Raw genomic sequence first — 21,337 nt, 5'->3', positions numbered from 1 at the left:
TTATAGTATTTTGTAATTTTTATGGCAGAAGAAAAGACAATGCGATTGAGCCTTGTAGCAAAACAAATAAACGTGGGGACGTCTACGATCCTTCAGTTTCTTTCTGCTAAGGGTCACAAAATTGATAATAACCCAAATGCCAAATTAAATTTTGAGCAGCTTAGCTTATTGGCTAGAGAGTATGATGCGAATCATATTTTGGAAGCTTCTGAAGCACCTAAAAAAGTTGTTGAAGAAGTAGTTGTGCCAGAACCCGTTGTGGTCGTGGAGAAAAAGCCAGAACCTGCCCCCGTGGTAGAAGTTGTGGTACCTACTCCAGAACCAGTTCCAGTTGTTGAAGTTCCCGTGGTGGAGGTTGCTAAACCTGAGCCAAAGCAAGAAGAGGAGCCAAGACCAATGGGTTTAAAAGTATTGGGTAGAATCGATTTAGACAAAAAAGGCCATCCTATTACGCCAAAGCCCGTTGAGAAACAAGCTGAGGCCCCAAAAGTAGTAGAAGAAAAAGTGGTAGAGCCTGTTGCTCCAGTAGTACCTGAGGCAAAGGTGGAGCCTATTCAAGAAGCGCTTGAACCCGTTAAGGAAGAAGTTAAGCCAGTTGTAGTACCTGTTGCACCTGTTGTACCTCCGGTAGTGGAGTCAACTTCACCACCTGATATTGAGTTAATTGAAGCAAAAGGTGAGACATTGAAAGGTCTGACTGTTTTAGGTAAAATTGAATTACCCATACCAAGTGATCGCTCTGGTGATAAAAAACACAAGAGAAAGCGTATAATTAAAGAAGAAAAGAGACCTGTTTCTAATGATACAGCGAATCGTCCCGCACCAGCTGGAGGAGGAGGCGACTTCAAGAAAAAGGATTTTGGGAAGAAGCCAGCTACTCCAGGTGCTAAGCCGGGTGGTCCAAAAGAAGAGCTTTCTGATAAAGATATTCAAGAGCAGATTAAGGCTACCATGGCTCGCTTGCAAGGTGCAACCAACAAGCAGAGTTTTGGAGCAGATAAGCGACGAGTTAAGCGTAGAGAGCGTGCAGAGGCGGATGAAGCTCGTCAATTAGCTGAAGATGAAGAATCAAAAATCTTAAAGGTTACTGAGTTTATTTCTGCGAGTGATTTAGCCTCCTTGATGGATGTTTCCGTGAATGAAGTTATTTCGACTTGTATGAGTTTGGGTATGTTTGTTTCGATTAACCAACGTTTGGATGCCGAAGCGATTACCATCATAGCTGATGAGTTTGGGTTTGAAGTCAGTTTTATTTCAGCAGAAGAAGAAATTGATGCTGTTGAAATAGAAGTGGAAGATGATCCAGCAGATTTAGTTCCAAGAGCACCTATTGTGACGATCATGGGTCACGTTGACCACGGTAAAACGTCCTTATTGGATTATATTCGTCGGGCTAAAGTAGCTGCTGGTGAAGCTGGTGGTATTACTCAGCATATTGGAGCATATTCGGTACAAACCGAATCGGGTAAGAAAGTAACCTTCTTAGATACTCCTGGTCACGAAGCCTTTACCGCGATGCGTGCTAGGGGAGCTAAAATTACAGACGTTGTTATTATAGTTATTGCAGCGGATGATTCAGTGATGCCGCAAACAAAGGAAGCTATCAACCACGCGATGGTGGCAGGAGTACCTATCGTATTTGCTTTTTCTAAAGTAGATAAAGATGGGGCAAATCCAGATAAAGTTCGTGAGGAGTTAGCAGCCATGAATATGTTGGTGGAAGATTGGGGTGGTAAATACCAATGTCAAGAAATTTCTTCTAAATCAGGATTGGGTATTGACGACTTATTAGAAAAGGTATTGTTGGAAGCTGAATTATTAGATTTGAAAGCAAATCCTAATAAAAAGGCAATTGGTTCTGTCATTGAGGCGGAATTAGATAAAGGCCGTGGATATGTGACTACCTTATTAATTCAATCAGGTACCTTAAACATCGGTGATATGATGTTGGCCGGAGATAATTATGGTCGTGTAAAGGCCATGTTTGATCACCACGGTAATAAAATCAAAAAAGCGGGCCCATCAACACCTGTTCAAGTATTAGGTTTGAATGGTGCTCCTCAAGCTGGAGATAAATTACTTTGTTTAGAAAATGAGCGTGAAGCTCGTGAAATAGCGAATAAGCGTGAGCAAATCTTACGTGAGCAATCATTACGTACTAGAAAACATATTACCCTGGAAGAAATTGGTCGTCGTAAGGCTATTGGTACTTTCCGGGAGTTGAATGTAATTGTTAAAGGTGACGTAGATGGTTCCGTAGAGGCTTTGTCTGACTCTTTATTAAAGCTTTCTACTGAAGAGGTTCAAGTAAGAATTATTCATAAAGGAGTAGGTCAGGTTTCAGAATCGGATGTAGCCTTAGCGTCTACTTCAGATGCCGTTATTATTGCTTTCCAAGTTCGTCCATCCGTGAATGCCCGTAAATTGGCAGAAGCTGAGCAGATTGAAATTAGAAACTACTCGATTATCTACCAAGCGATTGATGAAATCAAAGCCGCGATGGAAGGTATGTTGGCCCCTACCTTTGAAGAGGTGATTACGTCGAATATTGAAGTACGTGATGTATTCAAGATTTCAAAAATTGGTACGGTAGCAGGTTGCTATGTATTGGATGGAACGGTTAAGCGTGCCAATAAAATCCGAGTGATACGTGACTTTGTGGTAGTACATGAAGGAGAGATTTCTGCTTTGAAACGTTTTAAAGACGATGTAGCAGAAGTTAAATTTGGATACGAATGTGGATTGTCCGTAAAGAACTTTAATGACTTAGAAGTAGGAGATACTATCGAATGTTATGAAATGAAAGAAGTAAAACGTACACTGAAATAAATTTTCAGCACATGATAACATAAAAAGGCCGATTCGAAAGAATCGGCCTTTTTTAATGTGAAAGCTTTTAATTTATTTACTGTGAAAGCAATTTCTTTAGATTTACACTTCTAAAAAATACAATGATTAATGATAGAAAAAGCCCAAAAAAGAGAAAGCTAAGCGTAATTATAGTACGCTGGGGATCAGATTTTTGTAAGGGTACTTGGGCTGGTTCTAATACTTTAAATACGGGTGTTTCTCGCTGAACTTTGACTTTGGAATCTGTTACTTGCGTATTTAAGCCAGCATATAAATTAAAGGCAATGTCTACCTCATATTGAAGTTTTTTTTCTTGGTCCTTAGCAACTTGTAAGAATGTATTTCTATGTTGATCTCGGTAAGTAGATAGTCTACTTAAGGCATTGTCATAAGATTTTCGAGCATCTAAAAGTCGATCTTGTAAAAATTTCAGTTCTTTAAGGACCTTTTCCATTCTATAACTAATGACATATTTCGTTAAATAGGATTGTGTAAAGCTTGTTAAGTTGGCTGCTGCAACTGGATCAGTCATTTTGACTGAAATCATGATGACCCCTGTTTTTTTGTCAAATTCGGCCTTTATTCTCCTTCTTAAATTATTAACTGCGTAATATTGGCTTTTATTAAGTTGGATTAAATCGGAAGATATAGCAGATTTAGGCGATTGGATACTCGTTGTTTTCTTTGGAGCTTGTACAGACTTATTAGAACCAAAAATTTGTAATGGTGGAGTTTCAGGATAAGCTATTAGATAATCATAAACTTGTAACCATTTTTTATGTTTTTGAACATAAATTTTGCTTTGAAGTGCCTCTAATAAAAAGGGTGTGCTTTGGACTATGTTTGGATAAATGTCTGGTTTTACTAAGTCAGATCCCAAACCACTACCTAAATCGACACCAGCCAATCCAGCTATCGATTTTAATCCGCCTAAATTAGATCCACTACTTCTATTATCCATTTCAGGCAGTAGTTTGACGGAGGCAACAAATTCATTAGGTATGGTTAAAGAATATATAGCTCCAATACCAGCAAATATGATGGCTGTAATACCAATAAATAAATAATATGATTTTAAAACTCTAAGGATTTCACCAAAATTAATGGTGATTTCCCCACTATTTATATTTGGATGAATACTAGTATTTTCTTTTGACATTACCACTTATTTAGATAATTGATTAATTAATGTGATAATTGTAATCGAGAATGAGGCTAAACTCGTACTAAGTCCAATGATTTCAGCCGTACTTAAACCTTTTTTAGTACCTGGAGGTATTCCATTAACGACGATTTCAGACCCAGGTAAGACGCGAGGGTAATTTTTGAAAAATAGAAATTTTTTCGTTTGGGTCGAAAGTCCATTAGGGCTTTTAACAAATATTTGACTTTTTATAGCATTGGGGGCAAATCCACCCGCTTCGGCAATATAATCCGTTAGGGAATAGCCCTCTCTGTAAGATACAGAAATAGGGTTTTGTAAAGCTCCTGAAAGTTTTACTGTTTGAAGTGCTCTTGGTATAAATAGAGAGTCATTCGACATTAAAAGCATATTTTCCTTAGAATTAGGGTTATTTAAGATTTCTTTTAAATTTACCCCTACTATGATGGATCGACGGTATAACTGAGCGCCTTCTAAATATGCACCATCTTTTAAGCCACCAGACATATCAATGATATCGGAAAGTTTTTGTTTATTATTTTTCAAGGCGTAAACACCTGGATAATTAATCATACCCTCTATAGTAACTGATCTTTGTTCCTCATAATCAGGAGAACGACGTACTGAAAGTATATCAAATGGAGTCAATACATACTGACTTCCTTCATTGGAAACCTGTAAATTTCCATCTATACTAAACGTTTTTATATCAATTTTTTCATCTGTGATTGTACCTTGGCCGTGCGTAATGATTCGTCGGGCTAATTCTAATTTAGAGTAACTTGCTCCTTCTTTAAATCCTTTGGCCAAAAGGATTAAATCACCCACTTTCATACCATCTTTATATTCAAAGTCTCCTTCTAAATTAACTTCACCAAAAATACTGACGGTTCTTTTTTCTTTTAAACTAGAAACAGTAAATACTTTAATGATATCTTCTCTTTGAAGGGGTACATCGGCGATTTCACCCCGTAAAATTCTTCCTAAATCAATTGAAATAATTTGGGGCTCAAAATTTTCTTGGCGACGTGTTATGGTTGCCCTACTTAAAAATGCATCTTCTCTGGTACCTTCAGCCCTTTTGATTATTTCTTTTACCGTATTAGCACCAGATTCCAAAGCATACATACCAGGTCTAAATACAGCTCCTTCGATTTCTACTCTGTTTTCAAATCTTTCGATGATAGCGCCAATCACATATTTGTCACCATTTTGTGGTAAAAAATTAGAAACTTCATCTTGAGTGATATTCATTAATTTCAATTCCCTTGAGGTATTTCGTGTTACAGGAATGGAATAGGTATACGCTTTACTTGTAAATCCTCCTGCAAAACGTAAGACGTCTTTTAACGTTTCTCCTTTTAATGTTTCAAAAATCATGGGGCGTTTAACCTCTCCAATTAATTCTACGCGTGTTTCATAATCAGAGATACGAATGATATCTTGATCTTGTAAATGAATGTTATCTTTTTGATCTGCTTTTAATAAGAAGTCATATAAATCTAAGGTCCTAATTGTTTTATTACCTCGGATTAATCGGATGTTTCTATATGAACCATTGGCACTTGGCCCACCCGCTAAATAAAGTGCATTAAATATGGTAGCAAGAGAAGATACGGTATAACTACCTGGGAACTTCACCTCGCCTGTTAAGGTGACTTTAATGCTTCGAACGTTCCCTAGCGTTACTTGAGCAGAGGAGCCGCTCCCTGGTTTATTTAATCCTTGATATAACTGACGTAATCGACCAATGATTCTATTGGATGCGGCCTCTATGCTTAATCCATTAACATAGATCGGACTTAAGTTTAAGATTTTTACTGTCCCTTCTGCACTAACTGTAACTTTAAAATTATCTAGTACATCGCCAAAAATATCAATATTTAGTTCATCTTCAGGCCCTAACGTGTAATTACTAGGTGTAGCAATTTTTAGATCAGGTTCAAAATTTAATGTTTCCGTATCAAATAAATCAGCTCCAAATATTACTTTCTCTAATGCTTTTGATTTTCTTGTTTGTAATTCTTTGTACACTTTAACTAAACTATCGTTATATACGTTCAGGGGTTGCGATAGAAATATTCTTTCTTCTGGTGTAAAGAGTTGTTCATCCAATGATTTTTTAATCTTAGGCACGAATTCACCATTTAAATTGGAGTCAAAGATATTTTCATTGTCTTCGTACGAATTAGGATCCCTTTTTTTAACACTTAACTTCCCTGTCGTTTTTCTCTTAGACATGGTTTCTTTCATCCCAGGAGTTGAATTGGAATTCGATGTCTGATTATTAATATTGACAGAATTATTCGTGTTGTTTCCTGTTTGCAATCCATTAAGCCGATCTCTCATTTTGGCAATGTCTACTGCTGTATATCCTTGGGCTATGGCTGCTTGTTCTATTTGTAATTCAGTCATACCGCTAGCTTGCGCCTTTTGAAAGAAAAGCGCTATTTGATCATCCGTTAAGTCTTCAATATTTTTTTTCCCTTGTTGTGTTACCTGACCAAATGAAATATGGACAAATAGCAAAAAAATAAGTGTAAAAAAGGAGGAAGAGTGGATTTTAGAGAACAACCTCATGGTAAGTAGTATAGATGAACAACATATTTACAAATCTAAGACTTTTTTTGCAGAGCACCTTAAGCCTCTTTAGGGTAATATGGATATGCATGAGATTGTTTTTCTTTAAAATTTCGGACATGCCAAAGTCCGTTTTATTTTTAAATAGGGTTTTTTCAATGATATATCCCAATCAAATAAGTAGGCAACCGAAATTTCATGGGCACCTCCAGAAGGTAAGCCTAGTTTTGAAATAGTTAAATCATAAGAATATCCTACCGAGAAATTATCTTGACGGTAACCAACCAAAGCCACGATGGATTCTCGACTATTCATGATTCCATCACTACTTTTTTTGATCGGTACTCCACGGTACCAAGCCCCTAAAACAATGGGAGAAAGGGTTAAATAAGCTCCTACATCCAATTGGTCAAATGTCCCTTGATGTTTGTAATTCAAGACAGGGCTAATACTTTTTTCTGTATTTCGCGCTCGGTAGGAGTTTTGTTCAAAATAACTATCTTCCAACATGATCTTTGTGCCAACTTGAATACTAAATTTCATGGCCACAGGAGAGTTTATGGTGGAAGTTCTACTGGATAAGGACTGATTGGGAGTGTTTAAATGATGAACAGACAAACCCACCCACGAGTTTCTAAGATTGAGCATGGCACCTGTAGAAAAGTCCATGTAGTTTGTGGAAGCACCATTCTTTTCCCAATTTTTTAAAATGGGGTCATCACTGTTTTGACTGATACTTCCATTGACAAATTGATCTCCAAAAATCAAATTGGAATAGTCTAAACCACGGTTGACATAGGAACTTTGTATACCAACTGAAATGGAACTTTCCTCAGCCAAATTGATGTGATAAGCATACTGTAAACCAATCGACGTCGTTTGTAGATTTGAAAATTGTTTATCTGTTGTCATAACCAATCCTACGCCACTATTGATACTCGAAAAATTAATATCAGCGGTCAACGAGGAAAACTGGTAACTTGAACTAAGATTAGGCCATTGGTTACGGTGATTGAAATTCACTTTGGACGTATTATTGATTCCTGCAAAAGCCGGAGAAATTAAAAGTGGAGCAGAATAGAATTGGGAAAGCTGAGGGTCTTGCGCAAGTAATTTCATTGAGCCCATCAAGAATGCGCCTATGAGGAAAAAAACAATACGGTATGATCCGAGTTTACGTCGCATAGCCTAGCAATTTAGTACTTAGCTTTTCAAAAACCAATATTTTACGTTATTTTGTGCTTAATCCATGTACTTGCCTAGCTCTTAAATGATTAAAAAGTATCTGTTCCTTTTTCTGGTTTGGCTTGTTTCTTTCCGGGCATTTTCGGATCCTAAAATTGTTTTTCGAAATAATTGCATTACCCAGTGCGCTAGTTGTGAAAAAGGAGTCAATCCCGATATGGCGACTGTCTTCGAATTGACAGAACATTTTCCAACAGGTACTACTTTTTCATGGGATTTTGGTGAACCAACAGCCCCGGGGGATAAAAAAAATACAGCAACAGGTGTACATCAATATTGTACTCCAGGCACTTATTCGGTGAAGGTAACTATACAAAGTCCAGTAGTGAATACTCCGCCACTGGTTTTAACAGAACGGGTGATTATAGGTCAATTGCCCTATATTTATTTGGGAAAAGATACATCCGAAGTTAAAAAAACGATTTGCTTAGGTCAAGAACTCGTACTGAATGCATTTCAAAAAGTAGGAAGGCCTTCCTATCCCATTGAGGTAATGTGGTACCCCAAAGGACAAACCACCGATACCATCAAAGTAAAAGAATCTGGCTGTTATTCCGTGAAAATTACCGAGCCACTGTCGGGATGTTCTGCTGAAGCCAAAATGCAAGTGGATATTTGTGGGGAAACAGACCCCAATCAAGTACTATTAAAAGCTCCTCCCGCTTGGTATTTTGGTAGTAGTGCTGGAGTCAAATTCGAAAATCCAGATAATCCAACGCCTACAACGGGCCGAATCAATGTGCCTAATGGAGTGGCTGTTATGACGGATCAAACCAATAGTATCATTTATTACACGGATGGACAAAAAGTTTTTGATCGGGATAATAATCCGATTACCTATACCAAAGATCCAGCAACCTTAATTAATGGGGATATAAGTAATTCACAAGGAGTAACTACCATGCCCAAAACATCTTGTAAAGGATGTCAATCGGAGTATTATATTTTTACCTTGAAGAAAAATGCTGCGAACGAAAATCAGATTTATTACAGCATTGTAGATATGAAGCTAAACAAAGGGAAAGGGGGTCTTTCTGTAATTAATCAATTATTGAGCCCAGTTCCTAGTACCGAACGTTTGGTTGCTTCTCAAGGAGGTTCTGGTTTCTATTGGTTGATTTCTCAAGATGCCAACAGCAATACCATCCGTACTTTTAAAGTATCTGATGCAGGTATTTCCGCTCCAACCATCACGAGCCCATCTGGATCTACCAGCTTGACCAGTTCAGCAGGTTATACCAAAATCTCTACGGATTGGAGTAAAATGGCGGTGGTTGTTCCAGGGCCACCTACCAACAAATTGGATTTATTTGATTATGATGCTTCAGGAGACGGGAAACCAACTTACCTAACGACCTTAGATTTGGGTACTTCACCACCAACCATTTATGGGGTAGAATATTCTCAAGATAAAAAAGTGTTATATGTCTCTATGCAAGGCGATGGTCAATCCATTCGTTCTCAAATATTGCAATTTAATATAGCTACCAATAATGCAGATACAATTTTGGCTTCTAAGCGAGTATTATTAGATACTTTAGCAAAAATTGGGGCTTTACAAATTGATCCAGTTTATAATACCATTATTTTTGTTGCCATTGAGGGCAGTTCTACTTTGGGTAAGATCACTCAAACCAATGGATTACTTTCCAGTTCGGACACTTTACAAAGGGCCCAATATGAACCTAATGCAGTTACATTTCCTACCAATGTGACCAGCCAGTTAGGACTTCCTCCATCCATTCCTTCTCCTCCCAATCCGAGTAGCCCCCCAAGTATCAATCAGACTTGCGAAGGAACAACTTTTAGTTATAAGGTCGATAAAAAATTGTGCGACCCTATGAATAATGATAAGATAGTTTGGAAAATATATAAATCAACATTGGATCCATTTCCTACTAGCACGGGTTTAACTGTGCCTTTGAACCCCGCTGGAACACTTTATTATTCGTACGAAGGGGATGTCATGAAACATAAATTTAAGGATGCAGGTAAATATGTCATAACAGCCGCTATCTCCAATGTTTGTGTAAAAGATTTCCTTTTAGATGCTCAGGAATTTGATATTCAAATCATGGAACCTTTGAGTTTGAAAGAAGAGTACAATAGTATTTGTAAAGATAATGCCAAAGTGATGTTGGATAAGTTGCCTCCCCAAAAGACCTTGACTTTCGAATGGAGCTCCAAAGATAAGACTTCTGCTATTGTTGTTCCCAAGCCAGGTGGAACTTATGAGGTAGTGGTGACAGATACAGCAACGGGTTGTTCGGAAACAAAAAAAACACAGGTCAATTTCTTGACCAATGAGTATTTCTTTCCTAAAAAGGATTATTTCATTTGCATGGATGAGGTGAATCCTCAAGCCATTTTACAAATCGCGGGAAACAGCCGAGACTTTACCTTTGCCTGGTCTCCCAATTCGGCCATAGTCAGTCCGTTGAACGTAAATTATGCCAAGATTAATCGAAATGGCAATTACCAAGTAGAAATTAAAGATGCTGACGGTTGTATTACCTCCAGTACCTATACGGTACCTGATAAATGTGAACCTCTGATTTTTGCGCCCTCCATTTTTACTCCGAATGGGGATGGGAAAAATGATACGTTCAACCCAATTCCAAAGAATCCAGCAAGAACCCAGATTGTTAACGTGCAAATATTTAATCGCTGGGGAGAAATGCTTTTTTCTAAGCAAAGTTCTACTTCAGCTGAATTATCATGGGATGGTAAGTTCAACGGGCAATTAGTCCCCCCTGATACTTATGCTTGGGTAATTCAATACCAATCTACTCCTGAAAATTTTCCTGAAAAAGGCATTATTACCTTACGAGGAGCCGTGGTAGTTGCGTATTAAATCAATTAATTGATAAAGATTTTTAGGATACAATATGAATGAAATCTCATTCGTTCTATTTCAAAATGCCTGAAAAAAACAACGCTGTCAAGGTTTTAAACCTTGACAGCGTTAAAGATTTGCAACAATTTTTTAATAAGCTCTTACCTCAATTCCTTTCATGAAATTGACAAATGCTTTATTAACTACTTGATTTCCTCCAGGTGTTGGGAAATTACCTGTAAAATACCAATCACCTAAATGATTCGGGCAAGCGACATTTAAATTGCCTACTGTTTGGTAAATGACCGAAACCTCTGCTTTGATGTTTTTGGGACGAACAATATCCGCAATTTTATTGGAGATTTCCTGATCAGTAAATGGTGCATAAATGGCTTTAACGAAGTTCTCCGTATGCGCTGTACCATTTTCTAAAGCAAGCAAACATTTTAAATTTACCTCATCTAATATACTTTCTAAACCTCTTTCTTTTAAAAGGGCAAGTGCCGCTCTAAATGCGACAAATTCCTTCATTTTCGACATGTCAATACCATAACAATCGGGATATCGGATCTGTGGAGCAGAAGAAACAATGACTATTTTTTTAGGAGATAATTTGTCCAATAAACTCAAAATACTCTTTTCCAAAGTCGTTCCTCGAACGATGGAATCATCAATCAAGACAACCGAATCAACTCCTTTATTGATGACTTCATACGTAGTGTCATATACGTGAGAAACCATGTCATCTCGCTGCTCATCACTCGTGATAAACGTACGGACCTTCACATCTTTTGATATTAACTTCTCAACCCTTGGGCGGAAGGTTAACATTTCTTCCAATTCTTTTTCAAAAAGAATCCCACCCATGATGGCCTGCTTTCTCTCTTTAGCTAAATGGTCTTCTAATCCATCTATCATGCCTAAAAATGCTGTTTCTGCGGTGTTAGGAATGTAAGAGAATACGGTATTCTTAAGGTCATTATTTACCTCATCAAGGATTTGAGGAATTAATAATCGACCTAGTTTTTTGCGTTCTGTATAAATATCTGGATCTGAACCTCTGGAAAAATAGATGCGCTCAAAGGAACAAGATTTTTGTTCCAGACGATCAATGAATGGCGCTTCTTTTACAGATCCGTCCATATCAATTACCAAGGCAGAACCAGGTGTAATCTCCTGAATCTGGTCATAAGCACAATTGAAGCTTGTTTTAATAGCCTGTTTTTCAGATGCCACCACCACTACTTCTTCATCCATGTAATAATAGGCTGGTCGAATACCTGCAGGGTCACGTGCCACAAAGGAAGCCCCGTATCCCGTTAAACCCACCATGGCATAACCACCATCAAAATCTTTACATGAACGCTCCAATACGCGAACTAAATCAATTTGTTCAGCTAGAATATCGGATAATTCAGGATTTTCATATTTGTCGCGGTATTTCAAAAATTGTCTTTGGTTTTCTTCATCCAAAAAGTGACCAATTTTCTCCATGACAGTGACCGTATCTACTTTTTCTTTTGGATGCTGCCCCAAGGAAACTAGTTTGTCAAATAAATCATCCACATTGGTCATGTTGAAATTACCTGCCATCACTAAATTGCGACTTCTCCAGTTACTTTGACGTAACATCGGGTGACAGTTCTCTATTTCATTTTGGCCATGTGTACCATAACGTAAGTGGCCTAACAATACTTCTCCAGTAAAGGCTACATTTTCTTGCCACCAAGCTGCATCATGACTCGGATCGATGCCCGTTTCACGCTTCACATCTTTGGCTAATTTTTGTGCTTTCCTGAATTTTTTATTGATTTTCCCGAAAATATCGGCTACTGCTTGTGGCTCTACTGAGCGATACCGACTGATGTATCGGTTTCCTGGATTCACATTGATTTTGATATTGGCGACTCCTGCTCCATCTTGACCACGATTGACTTGTTTTTCCATCATCAAGTACAATTTGCTTAGGCCATAGGTCGGCGTTTTATACTTGTCCAGATAATACTGAAAAGGCTTGCGCAATCGAATAAGGGCAATTCCACATTCGTGCTTTATTGAATCAGACATTTGGTATGCGTTTCAGAAGAGGTTTTTACTCAAAATCGAATACAAAACTAAGTAATTAAAATGATGGCTCAACGGAAATGTACATTATTTATTTCCTTATTTTAAGAAATTCCAAATCGCCGTTGGGGCCAAGAAGCTTCCTAAAATAAATACCACCAATACCGCATAAACCCACATATTTCCATTTTCGTTCCAAATATTCATGCGATCATCTGCTGCATTTTTCTTGAAATATAGTTGGTACGGAATCTTTAAATAATAGAAAATTCCTAAAGCTGTGGTTAATATTGCCGTTACTAATAAAATCAAGGTTAATATTTGAGAGCTATTTTGATATTTTTCCCATAAAAAGGAAAAATAAGTAACCTTAGCTATGAAGCTTCCTGCAGGTGGTAAACCGGCCATTGCCACCATCCCTATCAATAAGAATAAGGAAGCGAGTGGTCTACTTTTGGCCAATCCGCCCCATTTTTCTAAATCATTCGATTGATAAGAAACTGAAGAAGCTTCATCAATTAAATAAAAGACCAAAATAGTGCTCATTCCATATACCAAGGAATAAAATAAGAGCACTTCGGTGGCTTGTTGAATCGGAAATAGCCAAGCCATAGCCATAAATCCTCCATGGGCAATACTTGAATATGCAAGAAGTCGTTTACTATTTCGCTGACCTAAAGCTCCCAAATTCCCAACTAATAAGGTTAGAATGGCCAAAAAAGCAATAGGTACCTCCAACGATAGGGGAATAAAATGCAATAATCGAATACCCAAAAATGTAACGGCTATTTTAGGGGCTGTGGATATCCAAGTCATCCAAGAGGCAGGCAAACTTTCAATAACATCCGGGCTCCAAGGGTGAAAAGGGGCCCATGCTAATTTAAATAATAAGGAACAGGCCACTAAGGTTAGAGCCAATCCAACTAAATAAGGATCTGCTGTAGCTAGTCCTCGACTGAAATCAGGACTATTGATGTGCATGGTTCCCGTTATACCATATACGAAGGAAATTCCATACAATAAAAGTGCGGTGCTAGCCAAACCAAATAATACGTAAGGTAATATGGCTCTTGAACCTTCTGGGTCTTTTCGAATTCCCACTAATAAATAAGTACCTAATGACATCCATTCAATACTCAAAAATATACTAAGCCAATGGCTACTGATGGAAACTAAAAGTGCCCCTCCCAAGATGGATAAAAAACCCATTTTTTCTTCAAATTGGAAGCTTTTTTGCTGGGCTTGATTGACCAAAATTAAAACAATGGCTAAAAATAAAAGTAAGGCATTGATGGAATTACTACCCGAATTAATCCAAAATAAGGAAAAAGACGCATATCCCGACATGTCGGTAGACATACGTTGAATGGCCAAAACAAAGGCTAGTAATAAACCAATTTGTGTAATGAAATACCGCCAAGAAGTAGAGAATTTCGTGGATTTCCCGTGAAGAAATAACTCAGCAAAAATCCCCACTAAAATCCAAATACAGAGAAGTAGCTCAGGTATCATCAAGGAAAGTCCTTGGCTGATTCCATCAAGTTTCTGTGGTAGTGATTGCAGTATTTCTGGGGAAAACATAGCGTAAACTTACGGTTTTTTGCCTATTATTTTTTGACTTAAATAATACGCTGTGGGATTATTTTCCAATTTGACCATTTCTTCAGGACTACCTTCAAAACAAATTTGTCCACCAGCTTCTCCACCATCTGGACCTAAATCAATGATATGGTCAGCGCATTTAATCACTTCCATATTATGTTCTATGATGATGACACTATCTCCTTGCTCAACCAAATCATTCAAGGCTTTCAATAGCTTTTTGATATCATGGAAATGTAAACCGGTAGTTGGTTCGTCGAAAATAAACAAGGTTTTTCCCTTGTTGGGATTTCCTTTTCCTAAAAAACTAGCCAATTTTACTCGTTGTGCTTCTCCTCCGGATAGAGAATTCGAAGATTGACCTAATTTGATATAGCCTAATCCAACCTGAAAAAGGGGATCAATCTTTTCTGCAATTTTCGGAGTTTTGCTTTTGAAAAATTCCACACCTTCCTCCACGGTCATGTCCAAGATTTCAGCAATATGCTTGTCTTGGAATTTGACATCCAATATTTCTTGCTTAAATCTACTCCCTTGACATGACTCACAGACTAATTTAATGTCGGCCATGAATTGCATTTCAATGGTGATTTCACCTTCTCCTTGGCAAGTTTCACAACGACCGCCTTCTACATTGAAAGAGAAGTGGGAGGGTTTGTAACCCCTGGTTTTGGCTAGAGGTAATTCAGCGTATAATGCACGAATGGCATCATAGGCTTTAATGTAGGTGACTGGGTTAGATCGGGAAGATTTACCTATAGGCTGCTGATCTACCATTTCTACGCTGGCTATCTGGGAAACACTGCCCTTTAATTCTTTGAATTTACCTGTTTCTTCGGTTCCCAATTGCAGCTGACGTAATAGGGCAGGATATAAAATCTTGCGTATCAATGTCGATTTTCCTGATCCACTGACTCCCGTAACAACCGTCAATATCCCCAAAGGAATCTTCACGGAAACATTTCTTAAATTATTTTCGCTGGCACCAATGATTTCAATATGCGCCAAACTCTTTCTTCGGAATGCAGGAATTTCAATCCGATCTTTTCCTTGCAAAAATTGCATCGTATGGCTTGTCAGATCATGTCGAGTCAAAGCTTCTTCTAGATTTCCTTGAAACATGAGTTCTCCGCCATGTCGACCTGCCTCAGGACCAATATCAATGATCTGATCTGCAGCTCGCATGATATCTTCCTCATGTTCTACCACAATAACGGTATTTCCCATCTGCTTGAGCATCAGCAAGACCGAAATAAGTCGTTCTGTATCTCTTGGGTGCAAACCTATACTGGGTTCATCTAAAATATACATGGAACCCACCAAAGCACTTCCTAAGGAGGTCGCCAATTTAATACGTTGAAATTCACCTCCAGAGAGGGTTGAACTTAATCGGTTCAGGGTTAAATAACCCAAACCCACCCGATTCATATAGTCCAATCGATTTTTAATCTCGATTAATATCCTGCGTGCAACTTGTTGGTCTGTTGAATTAAATTGAACTTCATCAAAAAAGCTCTTGACTTTGGATATTGGCCAAAGTACCATATCGATGATGGAATGCCCATGGATTTTGACATAGGCTGCATCTTTTCTTAATCTAGAGCCCAAACATTCAGGGCAATTGGTTTTGCCACGGTAACGAGAAAGCAAAACACGGTATTGGATTTTATAAGTTTCTTTTTCCAGATGATCAAAGAATTGAGTCAATCCAGCAAAGTATTTATTTCCTGTCCAGAGTAATTGCTTTTCCTTATCGCTAAGGTCTTTGTAGGGCCGATGAATCGGAAAATCAAAGCTTACGCCATTACGGATTAAAGGATAGAGCCATTCGCTCATACGTTCACTTCTCCATGGGGCAATAGCTCCTTCGTAAATGGAAAGTTCTGTATCAGGGAATACCAAATCCGGGTCTAATCCCAATACCTTGCCATAGCCTTCACAGTTTTTACATGCTCCAAAAGGATTGTTGAAAGAGAATAGATTTAAGCTTGGTTCTTCAAAGGAGATACCATCCAACTCAAATTTATCGGAGAAAACTTTTCTTTTTTGACCTTCTAGTTCCACCCAACAAATTCCATCTCCTTCAAAATAAGCTGTTTGAACCGAGTCGCCCAAACGAAATTGGGTTTCCTCATCATCCGCTTTACTAATTAAGCGATCAACCAATATGGCTAAATCGGCCGAATTTTTATCTATTTTTTTTAATAAAGTATCATCCTCCACTAACTCCTCCAAATTCAAAATATCATCGCCTAATTTTAGCCGCGTGTATCCTTTTTGAATTAAAAGTTGACATTCATTCTTCAGACCTCGACCTTCATGACGAAGCAATGGAGCTAAGATGATGACTTTCTTTTGAGGGAACTGCATGATCCAGTCCACGATGACTGAAACGGAATCTTTTTTTACTTCTAGTCCTGAAAGGGGAGAATAGGTTTTTCCAATTCGGGCAAAGAGTAATTTGAGGTAATCGTATATTTCAGTCGTGGTACCAACCGTTGACCGAGGGTTTTTGGTATTAACTTTTTGCTCTATGGCGATGGCTGGTGAAACACCACGAATGTAATCTACGGCGGGTTTTTCCATACGGCCTAAAAACTGGCGCGCATAGCTATTGAGGCTTTCCACGTACATGCGTTGCCCTTCGGCAAAAAGCGTGTCAAAAGCCAATGAGGATTTTCCAGAGCCAGATAATCCTGTAATAACCACTAATTGATTGCGAGGAATGGCGACATCCAAATTTTTTAAATTATGGACACGGGCACCTTTGATGATGATGTGTGTTCTTGGGTCTAAATTTTCTATTCCCTGCTTAGTTGCCAAACTCGAATTCGGATGATTCATATAACAAAATTATCCTTTAATTTTGTTAATCGTATTTTCAATATCATAATCCACCGTTTTTTTCGTTTTTACTCAAAAAAATATTCATGAAACATATATTCTTACTTTGTTTTTTAATTAGTGTCGGTGTGGTTTTTGAATCACGAGCTCAAGATCCTGTGGTCATAAAGGAGGATGGAGCCAAAGGTGATTTGGATGTAGAGCCCGATGTAAGTGAACTAACGTTTCGTCAGAGGTTACATTTTGGTGGAGGATTATCAGGTTTGAGCTTTGGAAACCCGACCAGTATAGGCGTTTCTCCTATGGTAGGTTATCAATTGGCCAATAATACGATAGCGGGCGTAGGTTTAACTTATCAGTATTATTCGGTTAATTATGGGGGAAATATTGGAAAGTTAACCAGTAATCTCTTGGGTGAGCGAATATTTATTCGTCAATACATTCCTACTTTGACGGCCTTGTTAGGACAAAGTTATTTAGTGGGTCAAGTAGAAAACTATTCTAATTTGTCAGACAGTAATGCCAGCAATTATTATGGATATTCCAACCCTGTACTCGTTGGAATTGGGATAGGTTCTAAGTTAGGAATTAACTTAGCGGTGATGTATGATTTAAATTATGGGTCATCCACAGGAAAGGTATCTCCTTATGGTTCGGCTTTAGTGGTTCAAGTCGGCGGATTTTTCTTTTAATTTTCAAAACATTTTTTAGATTTTACGGTATACTATCTTGAAATGGGTTACGCAGAAAGAATCTGAGAATTTTCATTTTTTTAATGATCATTCTCCGTTTTTTTCACGCATAAATGCTTAATTTCGAATTCATGTTTTACCCTAATCATCCAACCTTACAATGACTGAACCTCTCTTGGTGGAAGACCCCAACCGATTCGTACTTTTCCCAATTAAACACAACGATATTTGGAAGTTTTATAAGCAAGCGGAAGCTTCTTTTTGGACTGCAGAGGAAATAGATTTACAGCAAGATTTAGCGGATTGGAAGAAAATGAATGACGGGGAACGTCATTTTATTTCCCATGTGTTGGCATTCTTCGCTGCTTCTGATGGAATTGTGAATGAGAATCTAGCCAACAACTTTTTGAAAGAGGTTCAATATGCAGAGGCTAAATGTTTTTATGGTTTTCAGATCATGATGGAAAACATTCACTCGGAAACGTATTCCTTGTTGATTGATACCTACATTCAAGAACCAAAAGAGAAAGATCGTTTGTTGAGAGCCATCGAAACCATCGATTGTGTTAAGAAAAAAGCGGAGTGGGCATTGAAGTGGATTGAGAGTGATAGCTTTGTGGAGCGTTTGATTTCATTTGCTGCCGTAGAAGGTATCTTTTTCTCAGGGTCATTCTGTTCTATTTTCTGGTTAAAGAAACGTGGTTTAATGCCCGGTTTATCTTTCTCCAATGAGTTGATTTCACGTGACGAAGGTTTGCATTGTGATTTTGCCTGTTTGTTATATACAGATCACATTAAAGGTAAAGTATCTCAAGAACGTGTTTATGAAATTATCACCAATGCGGTAGAGATTGAAAAAGAATTTGTGACAGTGGCTTTACCCGTTTCCTTAATTGGTATGAATGCCGATTTGATGTGCCAGTACATTGAATTTGTTGCCGACCGTTTGTTGGTTTCCTTAGGATGCAAGAAGTTTTACAATGCCACAAATCCATTTGATTTCATGGAAATGATTTCATTGCAGGGTAAAACTAATTTCTTTGAAAAACGCGTGGCTGAATACCAAAAATCTGGAGTAATGTCAGATAAGGATACAATGTCTTTCAGTTTAGATGAAGATTTTTAGTCGATAGATTATTTATTATCCAATGAAATGCCTCTCTTATGAGAGGCATTTTTTTTACCATCTTTCCAAAATCATGGGAATAACTAAGCCTATCACAATTCCTGAAACAACTAGCACCCATGAAGACATATTGATTTTGGTCAATCGAATGAGCAAGCTGGAAAAGAGTAAAATGCTGATAACTACCACGATTTGACCTAATTCTAATCCAATATTGAAGGCAAATAAAGGGCCGATGATCGAGTTTTCTTTACCCAATAAGCTTTGTAGGTAATTGGAAAATCCTAATCCATGAATTAATCCAAAAATGCCAACCAATACATATTTCAAAGCCGAGTTCTCTTGTTTCTTAAGTCCTGAATCTTTGAAACTAAAATTTCCTATGGCTGAAAGTAGAATGGTACATGGGATCAAAAATTCAATCCAATGCATGGATACTTGAATCCATCCTAAAGTAGCTAGCGCAAGCGTCAAGGAATGTCCTAAGGTAAAAGCCGTAATGAGAAAGAAGAGATTTTTACTATCTGAAAATCGATAAATACAAGTAAGAGATAAGATAAAAAGAAGATGATCTAAAGCTTGAATATTTAAAATATGCTGAAGGCCAAGCGTTAAATAGGTATTAAAATAGGTCATTATTACGTGGTGTTTTGCGTAAAATTATTGAAATTCAGGAAAATAACGCAAATCGATCTATTTAAATATGTCTAGTTTTGACTACATCATTGTGGGTGCAGGAACAGCGGGCTGTGTCTTAGCCAACCGACTATCTGCCAACCCTCATATTTCTGTATTGCTCGTGGAGGCAGGAATAAATAACCGTGATCCTCGGGTAGACATGCCTTCTGCTTATTCTTTATTACAAAAGAGTCATTTGGACTGGAACTTTTATACCGAACCGCAAGCAATGCTACAGGGTAGAAAAATTTACCAGCCGAGGGGGAAGACCGTGGGAGGAAGTAGTGCTATTAATTGCATGGCCTATATTCGAGGAAATGCGGCAGATTTTGATGATTGGGCGGCAGGTGGATGCGCAGGATGGTCCTACCAAGATTTGTTACCTTATTTTAAAAAATCAGAAAGAAACACCTTTTTTACAAATGACTACCATGGGCAAGAAGGGCCAGTTACGGTAAGTAATGCAGTACATATTAGTCCTTTTGGTAAGGCTTTTGTAGAGGCCTGTCAAGAAGTGGGTATACCTGAAAACATCGATTTTAATGGGGAAAGGCAGGTTGGGGCTGGCTATTTTCAATTTAATATTCAAGATGGTGTACGCAGTTCAGCTGCCAAAGGCTTCATAGAGCCGGTTTTGAAAAGAGCTAATTTGAAAATCGTTAGCCAATTTCATGTAGCATCTTTGCTTATGGAGGGGGAAAAGGTCTTAGGAGTACAAGGATTTTATCGAGGATCAAAGAATCTGACGGAATATCGGGCAAACAAAGATGTTATTTTATCGGCAGGTTCTTTTCAAAGTCCTCAAATTATGCTTTTGTCTGGAATCGGAGATAAATCCTACTTGAAATCTTTTGGAATTGATTGTCGACATGATTTACCTAAAGTAGGCCAAAATCTGTCGGATCACGTATTTATCAACATGAACACCCGTGCCAATACCCAGGGGGAATCCTATAATATGGCATTGAATTTGAAGAATTTTGCTACCTATTTGATGAGTCATCAAGGACCATTATCTTCCAGTCCCTTGGAAGCATGTGCTTTTTTTGATTCCATGAATCAATCTGAGCGACCTGATTTGCAATTTCATTTTTCCTCAGCTTGGGCCTATGATTTGTATGATAAGGATAATCTGCCTTTATCGGATGGTTTTACGGTCTTACCCACCTTATTGAAACCTAAAAGTAGGGGATATGTAGGTTTACGCTCTTCCAATCCTTGGGATGCTCCATTGATTGATCCTCAATTTTTAACGGATGCAGGAGGAGAAGATTTGGCGACATTGGTGAGAGGAGTCAAGTTGTCCAAAGAAATTATGTTATCCTCGGCTTTTAAACCCTTACGTTTGAATGATCAGGTCAATTACCCAGCTGGTTCTGATTGGTCGGAGGACTTTATATTACAACATATACAAGAAGCCTTGGAATGTGTGTACCATCCAGTAGGAACGTGTAAAATGGGAATAGATCCCGATGCGGTGGTCGATTCATTGAATATGCGCGTGCGTGGTTTGAAGGGACTTCGTGTGGCGGATGCCTCTGTGATGCCTGATTTAGTGGCGGGAAATACGAATGCGGCGGTAATGGCCATCGCTGAAAAAGCCGCTGATTTGATTTTAGATGTTGATTTTGAGTAAGAAATTGATGAATATTGTTTTT

The 21,337-nt window shown here is 38.1% G+C and carries 12 protein-coding genes; 5 read left to right on the top strand and 7 right to left on the bottom strand.

Translation table 11 applies throughout. The features are described 5' to 3' along the window. Positions 1-21: 21 nt before the first annotated feature. Positions 22-2,829, top strand: a complete 2,808-nt coding sequence (infB, locus tag G9H65_RS06145) for a translation initiation factor IF-2 (RefSeq protein ID WP_166374468.1) — start codon at positions 22-24, stop codon at positions 2,827-2,829. Positions 2,830-2,905: 76 nt separating this feature from the next. Here the strand turns inward: infB and G9H65_RS06140 are convergent, their stop codons facing one another. From G9H65_RS06140 to G9H65_RS06130, 3 genes are all read right to left on the bottom strand, one after another. After that, entirely contained in the window at positions 2,906-4,009 is a 1,104-nt protein-coding gene (locus tag G9H65_RS06140; RefSeq protein ID WP_166374467.1) for a Wzz/FepE/Etk N-terminal domain-containing protein, read from the bottom strand. Positions 4,010-4,015: 6 nt separating this feature from the next. Further along, a complete protein-coding gene (locus G9H65_RS06135; RefSeq protein ID WP_166374466.1) occupies positions 4,016-6,541 on the bottom strand; it encodes an SLBB domain-containing protein in 2,526 nt (841 codons plus the stop codon). A gap of 156 nt (positions 6,542-6,697) precedes the next feature. Further along, positions 6,698-7,777, bottom strand: a complete 1,080-nt coding sequence (locus tag G9H65_RS06130; RefSeq protein WP_262887524.1) for a PorP/SprF family type IX secretion system membrane protein — start codon at positions 7,775-7,777, stop codon at positions 6,698-6,700. Positions 7,778-7,994: 217 nt separating this feature from the next. Here G9H65_RS06130 and G9H65_RS06125 point away from each other — a divergent pair, with 217 nt between their 5' ends. After that, positions 7,995-10,691 (top strand): T9SS type B sorting domain-containing protein, encoded by a 2,697-nt coding sequence (locus G9H65_RS06125; RefSeq protein WP_166374464.1) that lies wholly within the window; start codon positions 7,995-7,997, stop codon positions 10,689-10,691. 132 nt (positions 10,692-10,823) lie between these two features. On the opposite strand, the gene G9H65_RS06120 is transcribed toward G9H65_RS06125, so the two are convergent. The 3 genes from G9H65_RS06120 to uvrA form a co-directional block, all read right to left on the bottom strand. Further along, the gene (locus tag G9H65_RS06120) at positions 10,824-12,740 is read right to left on the bottom strand and encodes an amidophosphoribosyltransferase (protein ID WP_166374463.1); all 1,917 of its coding nucleotides are present in this window, start codon (positions 12,738-12,740) and stop codon (positions 10,824-10,826) included. A gap of 96 nt (positions 12,741-12,836) precedes the next feature. Next, the gene (locus G9H65_RS06115) at positions 12,837-14,318 is read right to left on the bottom strand and encodes an NADH-quinone oxidoreductase subunit N (RefSeq protein WP_166374462.1); all 1,482 of its coding nucleotides are present in this window, start codon (positions 14,316-14,318) and stop codon (positions 12,837-12,839) included. Positions 14,319-14,327: 9 nt separating this feature from the next. Next, positions 14,328-17,183: an excinuclease ABC subunit UvrA gene (uvrA, locus tag G9H65_RS06110; RefSeq protein WP_166374461.1), complete on the bottom strand. Its 2,856-nt coding sequence runs from the start codon at positions 17,181-17,183 to the stop codon at positions 14,328-14,330. Positions 17,184-17,269: 86 nt separating this feature from the next. Here uvrA and G9H65_RS06105 point away from each other — a divergent pair, with 86 nt between their 5' ends. Both G9H65_RS06105 and G9H65_RS06100 read left to right on the top strand, forming a co-directional pair. After that, complete coding sequence (locus G9H65_RS06105) at positions 17,270-17,875, top strand: hypothetical protein (RefSeq protein WP_166374460.1); 606 nt, start codon at positions 17,270-17,272, stop codon at positions 17,873-17,875. A 160-nt stretch (positions 17,876-18,035) separates the two neighbouring features. Then, a complete protein-coding gene (locus G9H65_RS06100; RefSeq protein ID WP_166374459.1) occupies positions 18,036-19,001 on the top strand; it encodes a ribonucleoside-diphosphate reductase small subunit in 966 nt (321 codons plus the stop codon). A 54-nt stretch (positions 19,002-19,055) separates the two neighbouring features. Here the strand turns inward: G9H65_RS06100 and G9H65_RS06095 are convergent, their stop codons facing one another. Next, complete coding sequence (locus G9H65_RS06095) at positions 19,056-19,637, bottom strand: HupE/UreJ family protein (protein WP_166374458.1); 582 nt, start codon at positions 19,635-19,637, stop codon at positions 19,056-19,058. 67 nt (positions 19,638-19,704) lie between these two features. On the opposite strand from G9H65_RS06095, the gene G9H65_RS06090 reads away from it, so the two are divergent. Then, positions 19,705-21,315: a GMC family oxidoreductase gene (locus G9H65_RS06090; RefSeq protein WP_166374457.1), complete on the top strand. Its 1,611-nt coding sequence runs from the start codon at positions 19,705-19,707 to the stop codon at positions 21,313-21,315. Positions 21,316-21,337: the final 22 nt, after the last annotated feature.

Origin of the sequence: Aquirufa ecclesiirivi, assembly GCF_011250515.1 — a bacterium.
GTDB classification, from domain to species: domain Bacteria; phylum Bacteroidota; class Bacteroidia; order Cytophagales; family Spirosomataceae; genus Aquirufa; species Aquirufa ecclesiirivi.
This window is presented reverse-complemented; position numbering and strand designations above follow the sequence as displayed.

Bases quoted from the DNA above. Each gene is read 5' to 3' on its own strand.
- G9H65_RS06105 (WP_166374460.1), top strand. From the start codon at position 17,270: ATGAAACATATATTCTTACTTTGTTTTTTAATTAGTGTCGGTGTGGTT.
- G9H65_RS06090 (WP_166374457.1), top strand. From the start codon at position 19,705: ATGTCTAGTTTTGACTACATCATTGTGGGTGCAGGAACAGCGGGCTGT.
- G9H65_RS06095 (WP_166374458.1), bottom strand. From the start codon at position 19,637: ATGACCTATTTTAATACCTATTTAACGCTTGGCCTTCAGCATATTTTA.
- G9H65_RS06115 (WP_166374462.1), bottom strand. From the start codon at position 14,318: ATGTTTTCCCCAGAAATACTGCAATCACTACCACAGAAACTTGATGGA.
- uvrA (WP_166374461.1), bottom strand. From the start codon at position 17,183: ATGAATCATCCGAATTCGAGTTTGGCAACTAAGCAGGGAATAGAAAAT.
- G9H65_RS06125 (WP_166374464.1), top strand. From the start codon at position 7,995: ATGGCGACTGTCTTCGAATTGACAGAACATTTTCCAACAGGTACTACT.
- G9H65_RS06120 (WP_166374463.1), bottom strand. From the start codon at position 12,740: ATGTCTGATTCAATAAAGCACGAATGTGGAATTGCCCTTATTCGATTG.
- infB (WP_166374468.1), top strand. From the start codon at position 22: ATGGCAGAAGAAAAGACAATGCGATTGAGCCTTGTAGCAAAACAAATA.
- G9H65_RS06140 (WP_166374467.1), bottom strand. From the start codon at position 4,009: ATGTCAAAAGAAAATACTAGTATTCATCCAAATATAAATAGTGGGGAA.
- G9H65_RS06130 (WP_262887524.1), bottom strand. From the start codon at position 7,777: ATGCGACGTAAACTCGGATCATACCGTATTGTTTTTTTCCTCATAGGC.
- G9H65_RS06100 (WP_166374459.1), top strand. From the start codon at position 18,036: ATGACTGAACCTCTCTTGGTGGAAGACCCCAACCGATTCGTACTTTTC.